We start from the raw sequence: 9,087 nt of genomic DNA on the forward strand, positions 1-9,087 counted from the left end.
AGGGGCCCATGGGTCGCAGCAGCGTCCGCGGTGGAGGTGCGGGAAGGCACCGCGACCGCGCGTCCGACCTCGGCTGGGACGACAGTCTCTACGAGGGGGGTCGGCCGCGCCGGACGGTGCCGCGCCAGCGGGGCTATGCCGCCGGCGATGACGACTACGACGGAGACGGCGGCTACGGGGACCTACCGGCCCCCCCGTCCCGCCGCCGGCGGCGCCGCTGGCTGCGCTGGCTCGGCGCGGCACTGGCGTTCCTGATACTCGGCACGGCCGGCGCGGGCTGGCTGTACTACCGGCACCTGAACGCGAACCTCGACAAGAAGCCCCTCAACATCGGCACGAACTCCAAGGTCGACAAGAAGCCGCCGAACGCGGCGGGCCAGTCGGAGCTGAACATCCTGCTGCTGGGCTCCGACAGCCGCAAGGGCGCCGAGAACCAGAAGCTCGGCGGCGCGCGCGACACCGCGGACGAGAAGCCCCGCGCCGACGTCCAGATGCTGCTGCACGTCTCCGCGGACCGCAGCAACATGTCGGTCGTCAGCATCCCCCGCGACACGATGGTCGACATCCCGGAGTGCAAGGACCCCGACAGCGGCCAGGTCTACCCGGCGACGCCCTACCGGCGCATCAACGAGTCCCTCCAGCACGGCGGTCCCGGCTGCACGGTGGCCACCTGGACCGAGATCACCGGGGTGCACATCGACCACTTCATGATGGTCGACTTCGCCGGAGTGGTCGACATGGCCGACGCGGTCGGCGGCGTGCCCGTGTGCGTACGGCAGAACGTCTACGACGAGAAGTCGGGCCTGAGGCTGACCCACGGCACCCACGTGGTGAAGGGGATCCCGGCGCTCCAGTGGCTGCGCACCCGCTACGCCTGGGGCAGCGACATCATGCGCGCCAAGGCCCAGCACATGTACCTCAACGCCATGGTGCGGGAGCTGAAGAAGGGCACCAAGCTCACCGACCCCCTGAAGCTGCGCCGGCTCGCGGAGGCGGGGACCAACGCCCTGACCGTCGACAAGGAGGGGCTCGGCAGCATCAACAAACTCCTCGACCTCGCGGGGGAGTTGAAGAAGGTGCCCAGCGGCCGGATCAACATGACGACCATGCCGGTGCTGGAGGACCCGCGAAACCGGAAGGCCACCCTCGTCGAGAACAAGGCCGAGGCGGCGAAGCTCTGGAAGATGCTGCGCGACGACGCGGCGTTCGACGGCAAGGACAAGAAGAAGCCGGCGAAGACCCCGGCGCCCACCGGCCCCGCGCACCCGCCGGCCGAGGTCGCGGTCACCGTGTACAACGGCACCGGCTTCAGCTCCGAGGGCCCGGTGAGCGGGCGGGCGGCAGCGGTCGCGGACCGGCTCGGCGCACTCGGGTACGGCAAGGCCGCCACGAACACCGCGCCCAAGCCCCAGGCGGACACCACCCTCACCTACGGCACCCCGCAGGACCGGGCGGACGCGCTGGCGCTGGCGAAGTCGGTGGGGCTGCCGGAGAGCCGGGTCAAGGAGTCCAAGGGCGCCACGGGGCTGACCCTGGTCGTCGGAGCGGACTGGCGCCAGGGCGACGGCTACCCGCCCGAGGCCGCGAAGGCCGCCGAGACCCCCGAGAAGGCGCCCGACAGCGCGGACCTGCTCAACGCCGAGGACGACGCGGGCGAGTGCATGGAGGTCTACGCCCCCTACCGCTGGTAGCGGGGGCACGACGAAGGGCCGACCCCGCGGGGCCGGCCCTTCGCGCGTCATGCGCCGTGCTCAGTCCACCGGCGTCGCGTCCTGCGCCCGTACGACCGCCCGCCGCGAGGCGATCACCTTACGGGCCAGGGCGCGGGGGCTCGTCAGGAAGCCGAAGCCCCACGACATGTGCATCGTCGCCAGCGCGAGGGGGATCCGCAGGCGGGCGGCCCGGGGCAGGCCGCGCCCGGCCGGCAGCGAGCCCGCCGCGACGGCCGCGAGGTAGCCGCCCGGGACGAGCCACCCCAGCGGGGTGGCCAGCGCGCCGAGGAGCACACCGCCGGCGATGGCGAGCACCGCGGCCGGCGGGGCGAGGTAGCGCAGGTTGATCGAGCCGGAGTGGTAACGCGCCACCACATGGCGCCACTTGCCGTAGTCCTTGTACTGCTTGGCCAGCGCCCGCACGCTCGGCCGGGGCCGGTAGGAGACGCGCAGCTCGGGCGAGAACCAGATCAGGCCGCCGGCCTCGCGCAGCCGGTAGTTCAGCTCCCAGTCCTGGGCGCGGACGAACTCCTCGTTGTAGCCGCCCTGGCGCTCCAGCGCCTCGCGGCGGAAGACGCCCAGGTAGACCGTCTCGGCCGGGCCCGCCTGGCCGCCCGTGTGGAAGGCGGCGTTGCCGACGCCGATCTTCGAGGTCATCGCGGCGGCGACCGCGTGCTCCCAGTCGTTCTCGCCCTCGGCGTGCATCACGCCGCCGACGTTGACCGCGCCGGTCTCCTCCAGCAGCCGCACCGCGGTGGCGACGTAGCCGGGGGAGAGCATGCCGTGGCCGTCGACCCGTACGACGACGGGGTGGCGGGAGGCGCCGATGGCGGCGTTGAGCGCGGCGGGGGTGCGGCCGGTGGGGTTGGGCACGGTGTGCACGCGGTAGTCCTGGGCCACCAGCTCCGCGGCGATCTCGTCGGTACGGTCCGTGGACGGCCCCAGCGCGATCACCACCTCCATCTCGCCGGCGTACTCCTGGCGCAGGATCGCCTCGACGGCATGGCGCAGATGCCGCTCCTCGTTGAGGACGGGCATGATCACGGACACGGCGGGGGGCTGGTTTCGCGTACTCATATCGGGGATCACGGTACCGCGAACGGGGGAACGCGGCGTGCGCCGGTTTCGGAGCGGGGAGGGCGGCGGCCTAGCTTGGGCGGTCTGCCGTCGGGCAACGGGCCAGGGGACGGCCCGGGGATGGGGAGGAACCGCGTGGTCGCTTCGTCACGCCGCAGGAGCCCGCGCTGGGGCCTGCGGATCACCGCCCTCGTCTCGCTGCTGCTGCTGACCGCGGCGGGCGGCGGCCATCTGCTGCTGTCGCGCATCGGCGGCGACATCAGGCGGGTCGACGCCTTCGCGGGGCTGGACGAGCGCCCCCGCGCGGACGGCCGGGGGCTGAACTTCCTGGTCGTGGGCACCGACCGGCGCGAGGGGATCTCCGCGGCCCAGCGCGCCCGCTACAAGCTGGGCGGCGCGCCCTGCAACTGCACCGACACGATCATGCTGGTGCACCTCTCCGGCGACCGCGAGCGGGCGAGCGTGGTGAGCATCCCGCGCGACTCGTACGTGGAGTTCCCCCCGCACACCAACCGCGGCCTGGGCGAGGAACTGGCCGTGCACGCCGGGAAGATCAACTCCGCGTACGCGCACGGCGGTCCGCCGCTGACGGTACGGGCCGTGGAGAAGATGACCGGCGTGCACGTCGACCACTACCTGGAGATCGACTTCTCCAGCTTCATGAAGACGGTCGACGCGATCGGCGGCGTGGAGATCTGCTCCGCCCGCCCGCTGAAGGACAGCTACTCCGGCCTGGACCTCCCGGCCGGCACCAGCCGACTGCGCGGCGGCGAGGCGCTGAGCTACGTCCGCGCCCGCCACGTGGACGCCACCTCCGACCTCAGCCGGATGCGCCGCCAGCAGCAGTTCCTGGCGGCCGTGATGCACGAGGTCGCCGGTACGGAGACGCTGCTCAACCCGGCGCGGCTGCGCGAGGTCAGCGGCACGGTGCTGGGGTCGGTGCGGGCCGACGAGGGCTTCGGCAGCGGCGAGATGTTCGCACTGGGCCGGGCGATGCGGCACTTCTCGCCCCGCTCCTCGGAATTCACCACGGTGCCGATCGCCTCGATGGACCACGAGGTGCCCGGGATCGGCGCGACGGTCCTGTGGAACGAGAGGAAGGCCCGCGAGCTCTTCACCCGGCTGCGGGAGGACAAGCCGCTGCGGGTGAAGCACAAGTACACGGCCAAGGCGGTCCCCGTGGAGATCCCGCCCTCGGAGATCCGCGTCCAGGTGCTCAACGCCACCGGCGAGAAGGGCCTGGGCGCCCGCGCGGACGCCGCCCTGGCCCGCAGCGGCTTCGCGACGACCGCCACCCCCCGCAACGCCCCGCCCACCACCCGCCCGCACCGCACCACGATCACCTACGACCCGAAGTGGGACCGCTCGGCCCACGCCCTGCACACGGCCCTCCCCCGCGCAAAACTCGTCCCCGCCCGCGACCACGGCCCGGTGATGAAGCTCACCCTGGCCGCGGACTTCACCCCGCAGCAGATCCACAAGGTCCGCGCGGCGGACCCGATCCTGGACGGCGCGGAAGTCTGGAGCGCCTTCGCCACCAAAACGGGCGACGAGGCGGAGTGCGCGTAGCCGACCCAGCCCGTCCAGCGCTTGAGGCCAAGGCGCGAAAGCACCACCCCCAGCCCGCCCGGCGCCTGAGGTCGAGACGCGAAAGCACCACTCCCAGCCTGTCCAGCGCTTGAGGCCATGGCGGGAAAGCACCACCCCCAGCCTGTCCGGCGCCTGAGGCCATGGCGGGAAAGCACCACCCCCAGCCCGTCCGGCGTTTGAGGACGAGGCGCGCAGCGCCAATCAAGCCCGGCCGGCGTTTGAGGCCAGAGCTGCGAAGCAGCGATCCGGGGGGCCGGGGGCGCAGCCCCCGCAGCGAGACGCGACCTCAGTCCTCGTACCCCTCGGAGAGCCTCCGCTCACGAAGCTCCCGAATCGCCCGCCTCCGCGCCAACCGATGCGTCCGCCGAATCTCCGCCTCCTGGAACCGCCGCCGATCCCGATCACTCTCCGGCACCACCGGAGGCACCATCCGCGGCTTGCCGGCATCGTCCACCGCCGCGAACACCAGGTACGCCGACCCGACCTGCGTGGCCGGCGTCGACTCGTTCCACCGCTCGGCCAGCACCCGCACGCCGATCTCCATCGACGTCCGCCCCGTCCAGTTGCACTGCGCCTTCACGTGGACCAGATCGCCCACGTGCACCGGCTCAAGGAAGACCATCTCGTCCATGGAGGCGGTCACCGCCGGCCCCCCGGAGTGCCGCCCGGCGACCGCGCCCGCCGCGTCGTCCACCAGTTTCATGATCACGCCACCGTGCACCGTGCCGAGGAGGTTGGTCTCGGCGGCGGTCATGATGCTGGACAGGGTGGTACGGGAGGCGGAGGTCGCCTTGCCCTCGGGTACGGCTTCAGTCATGCCCGTAAGCGTATGTCCCACCCCGCACCGTGACCTCCCGGGCCGCCTGTGCGACAAACCCGCAACAGCTCGGGCCCGATTCCGCACCCCCCTGTCGGCGACCCGCCCCGGCAGGGCAGACTCTCCGCATGGACGACTGGCCAAACGGGTGGAGCGAAGGCAACGCACGCGGCGCACGGGGCGGCGGAGGCCCGCACGCGGAGCCGACGCGCACCATGCCCCATGTCCCGCGCCAGCCCTCGCACGGCGGTTACGGCGGGGACGGCGGGCGCGGCTACGGGGACGACGGCTACAACGACGGCCGCGTCTACGGCCGCGACGGCCGCAGCGACGCGGACGGCTACGGCGGCAGTGGCCACGGCGGAAGCGGCCACGGCGGCGAGGGCTACGCCCGCCCGCGCCCCGACTGGCGCCGGCGCATCACCAGGGGCCTGGTCATCCTCATGGTCCTGCTCCTCGTGACGGGCGTCGCCACCTACTTCTGGGCCGACTCCAAGCTCCGCAAGGACGTCGACCTCGCCAAGGTCATCGACCGGCCGGCAGAGGGCGACGGCACCACGTACCTGATCGTCGGCTCCGACAGCCGCGAGGGCATGTCGGCCGAGGAGAAGAAGAACCTGCACACCGGCTCCGCCGCGGGCAAGCGGACCGACTCGATGATGATCCTGCACCGCGGCGGCAACGGCCCCACGCTGATCTCGCTGCCCCGCGACTCCTGGGTGACCATCCCGAACTTCGTCGGCTCGGAGTCCGGCAAGAGCTACCCGGCGCGCGGCGGCTCCAAGCTCAACGCCGCCTACGCGATGGACGGGCCGGAGCTGCTGACGCGCACGGTCGAGTTCAACACCGGCCTGCGCATCGACCACTACGTGGAGATCGGCTTCTCGGGCTTCGCCGACATCGTCGACGCGGTCGGCGGTGTGGAGATGGACATCCCCAAGGCGTTCAAGGACCGCAACTCAGGCGCCGACTTCCAGGCCGGCAGGCAGACGCTGGACGGCCGCGAGGCGCTGGCCTTCGTCCGTACCCGCTACGCCTTCGCCCGCAGCGACCTGGACCGCACGAAGAACCAGCAGAAGTTCCTGGCCGCGCTGGCCAACCAGGCCGCGACGCCGACCACGGTCCTCAACCCCTTCACGCTCTACCCGCTGATGGGCGCGGGCCTGGACTCCCTGATCGTCGACAAGGACATGGGCCCCTACGAGCTGGCCCGGATGTTCTGGACGATGAAGGGCGTCACCGGCGGCGAGGGCGTCTCGATGAACATGCCGCTCGCCGGCTCCGCCCCGCAGGGCTCCCTGAAGTGGGACATGCCCAAGGTCAAGCAGCTGGTCCAGCAGCTCAACAACGACGAGAAGGTCACGGTCAAGGGCGACTGAGCCCCCGCCGCACCAGCCTGCCGAGCCGTCGGCCCCGCAGCCCGCCCGGGCCGCGGGGCCGCTCGCGTACCCCTGCCGTACGGGCGCCTCACCGCACCTCGACGAACCCCTCCGGAGCCCGCGCGGCCCGCACCCCGGGCTCGGTGGCCGGATGCCCGATCGCGACGCAGCCCATCGGGTCCCAGCCGGCCGGCAGGCCGAGCACCTCGCGGACGACCTCGCGGCAGAACATCGTCGAGGACACCCACGCCGAACCCAGCCCCTCCGCCGCCAGCGCGACCAGGAAGTTCTGCACGCCGGCGCCCATCGCGACCACGAACATCTCCCGCTCGGCGGCGGCCCGCCCCGCGTCCGGGTAGTCATGCGCCCCGGAGGTCTCCAGGCAGGGGACGGCCAGATAGGGCGCCCGGTAGAGCACGTCGCCGCGCCGGACCCGCTTGGCGATCGACTCCTGGGTGAAGCCCGACAGCTCCCGCAGATCCCGCTCCCACGCCCCGCGCATCGCGTCCAGCAGCCCGATGCGCGCCCCGGCGCTCTCCAGCAGGACGAACCGCCACGGCGTCGTGTGGTGCGGCGCCGGCGCCGTCACCGCAGCGCCCACCGCCCGGCGCACCGCCGCCGGGTCCACCGGCTCGGCGGTGAACTCCCGCACCGTGCGCCGCCGCGTGACCGCCTCGCGGATCGCCTCGGAGGTCCCCAGCCGGAACATGTCCTGGGCGGCGTCGCGCACCAGCGCCCGCGCCCCCGCCCCGTCCCCGCCCGACACCAGGTGCCCCAGCCCGCGCACCACCGCCACCGGCAGCCCGTCCGCCTTGCCCTTCACCAGCTCGCCGGCGGCCGCCAGCTCGTCGGCGGTGGCGACGACCGTCGCCTCCAGCTCGTTGCCGTGGGTGTCGTGCGAGCCGCGCAGATCGTCCAGTACGCGCACCCCCGCGGCGCCGATCGAGACATCCGTCACGCCGTTGCGCCAGGGGCGGCCGAAGGTGTCCGTGACGAGCACGCCCACCTCCACGCCCAGCGCCTCGCGCAGCCCGGCGCGCAGGGCGCGGGCGGAGGCGTCGGGGTCCTCGGGCAGCAGCAGGACGGTCCCCGCCTCGGTGTTGGAGGCGTCCACCCCGGCCGCCGCCATGACCAGCCCGTGGCGCGTCTCGACGATCCGGGTGGCGCCGCGCCGCGCCACCAGGCGCACGCTTTCGGCGTCGATCGCCGCCTCGCGGTCGTCGGCGCGGACGATCCGGCCCTCCGCCTTGCTGACGATCTTCGAGGTGACGACCAGCACGTCGCCGTCGGCCAGCTCGGGGCCCGCGCCCGCGACGAGCTTGGCGAGATCGTCGCCGGGCCGCACCTCCGGGATGCCGGACAGCGCCCACACGCGGTACGAGGGGGTGCTCACGCCCGGACCTCCTCGGCCAGCTCCAGCGCGGCGGCGGCCATCGCGGCGGTGGCGTCGACGTCGGTCATCAGCAGCGGCACCGCCCGGCAGCGGATCCCCGCCTCCTCCACGGCCGCCACCTCGCCGGCGTCGGCCCCGTCCACCAGCCAGCCGTCGATCAGCCCCGAGCCGTAGTGCAGCGCCACCGCGGCGGCGGTCGACTCCACGCCCACCGCGGCGAGCACCTTGTCGGCCATGCCCCGCACGGGGGCGCCCCCGATGAGGGGCGAGAGCCCCACGACCGGCACCCCGGCCTCGGCGACGGCCTCGCGGATGCCGGGCACGGCCAGGATCGTGCCGACGCTGACCACCGGGTTCGACGGGGGGAAGAGGATCACGTCGGCCTCGGCGATCGCCTCCAGCACGCCGGGCGCGGGCTTGGCCTGCTCGGCGCCGACGGGGACGACGGCGTGCGCGGGCAGGGCGGCGCGGTGGCGCACCCAGTACTCCTGGAAGTGCACGGCCCGGCGCCCGCCGTCCTCGTCCTCCACCACCACGTGCGTCTCCACGCGGTCGTCGCTCATCGGCAGCAGCCGCACCCCGGGCTGCCAGCGCTCGCACAGCGCCTCGGTCACCGCGCTGAGCGGATAGCCCGCGCCCAGCATCTGGGTGCGCACGATGTGCGTGGCGAAGTCCCGGTCGCCGAGCCTGAACCACTCCGGCCCGACCCCGTAGGCCGCCAGCTCCTCCTTCACCGCGAAGGACTCGCCCGCCCGGCCCCAGCCCTGCTCCTCGTGGATGCCGCCGCCCAGGGTGTACATCACGGTGTCCAGGTCGGGGCAGACCTTGAGGCCGAAGAGGTGGATGTCGTCGCCGGTGTTCCCGATGACGGTGATCTCCGCGTCGGGCGCGGCCTGCTTCAGGCCGCGCAGGAAGCGGGCACCACCGATACCGCCGGCCAGAACCACAATGCGTCGCATGGGGCCAGTCTGGCAGCCCCCACCGACAACTCCCGCCCCCGGTAGGGGCGCCGCGGGCGGACCGCAGGGGGTGCTCAGCCGAGACGCTCAGCCGAGGACCGCCTCCGCCGCGGCGCACCGCCGCGCGTGCATCGGCATCCGGGTCAGGCCGGGGAAGTAG

General features: G+C 73.3%; 7 protein-coding genes. 3 read left to right on the plus strand and 4 right to left on the minus strand.

Annotation, left to right across the window (positions count from 1 at the left end):
- Positions 1 to 8 precede the first annotated feature (8 nt).
- Positions 9 to 1,691 carry an LCP family protein gene (locus tag ACFQLX_RS23190; RefSeq protein ID WP_386418129.1) on the plus strand — a complete coding sequence of 561 codons (1,683 nt, stop codon included), beginning with the start codon at positions 9 to 11 and terminating at the stop codon, positions 1,689 to 1,691.
- Positions 1,692 to 1,751: 60 nt separating this feature from the next.
- Here the strand turns inward: ACFQLX_RS23190 and ACFQLX_RS23195 are convergent, their stop codons facing one another.
- Complete coding sequence (locus ACFQLX_RS23195) at positions 1,752 to 2,789, minus strand: glycosyltransferase family 2 protein (RefSeq protein WP_386418131.1); 1,038 nt, start codon at positions 2,787 to 2,789, stop codon at positions 1,752 to 1,754.
- Between the two features lie 120 nt (positions 2,790 to 2,909).
- Between ACFQLX_RS23195 and ACFQLX_RS23200 the strand changes: the two genes are divergently transcribed.
- On the plus strand, positions 2,910 to 4,358 hold the full coding sequence (locus ACFQLX_RS23200; RefSeq protein WP_465270550.1) for an LCP family protein: 1,449 nt from the start codon (positions 2,910 to 2,912) through the stop codon (positions 4,356 to 4,358).
- Positions 4,359 to 4,665: 307 nt separating this feature from the next.
- Here the strand turns inward: ACFQLX_RS23200 and ACFQLX_RS23205 are convergent, their stop codons facing one another.
- On the minus strand, positions 4,666 to 5,196 hold the full coding sequence (locus tag ACFQLX_RS23205) for an acyl-CoA thioesterase (RefSeq protein WP_386418135.1): 531 nt from the start codon (positions 5,194 to 5,196) through the stop codon (positions 4,666 to 4,668).
- A 128-nt stretch (positions 5,197 to 5,324) separates the two neighbouring features.
- Between ACFQLX_RS23205 and ACFQLX_RS23210 the strand changes: the two genes are divergently transcribed.
- Positions 5,325 to 6,575, plus strand: a complete 1,251-nt coding sequence (locus ACFQLX_RS23210; RefSeq protein WP_386418137.1) for an LCP family protein — start codon at positions 5,325 to 5,327, stop codon at positions 6,573 to 6,575.
- Between the two features lie 88 nt (positions 6,576 to 6,663).
- Here ACFQLX_RS23210 and ACFQLX_RS23215 read toward each other — a convergent pair whose 3' ends face one another.
- Together ACFQLX_RS23215 and cofD are read right to left on the minus strand one after the other, a co-directional pair.
- The gene (locus ACFQLX_RS23215) at positions 6,664 to 7,968 is read right to left on the minus strand and encodes a coenzyme F420-0:L-glutamate ligase (RefSeq protein ID WP_386418139.1); all 1,305 of its coding nucleotides are present in this window, start codon (positions 7,966 to 7,968) and stop codon (positions 6,664 to 6,666) included.
- Positions 7,965 to 8,927, minus strand: a complete 963-nt coding sequence (gene cofD / locus ACFQLX_RS23220) for a 2-phospho-L-lactate transferase (RefSeq protein ID WP_386418141.1) — start codon at positions 8,925 to 8,927, stop codon at positions 7,965 to 7,967. Before cofD ends, ACFQLX_RS23215 begins: the two co-directional genes overlap by 4 nt.
- Positions 8,928 to 9,087: the final 160 nt, after the last annotated feature.

It is taken from the genome of Streptomyces polyrhachis (assembly GCF_042663125.1).
Lineage (GTDB): Bacteria > Actinomycetota > Actinomycetes > Streptomycetales > Streptomycetaceae > Streptomyces > Streptomyces polyrhachii.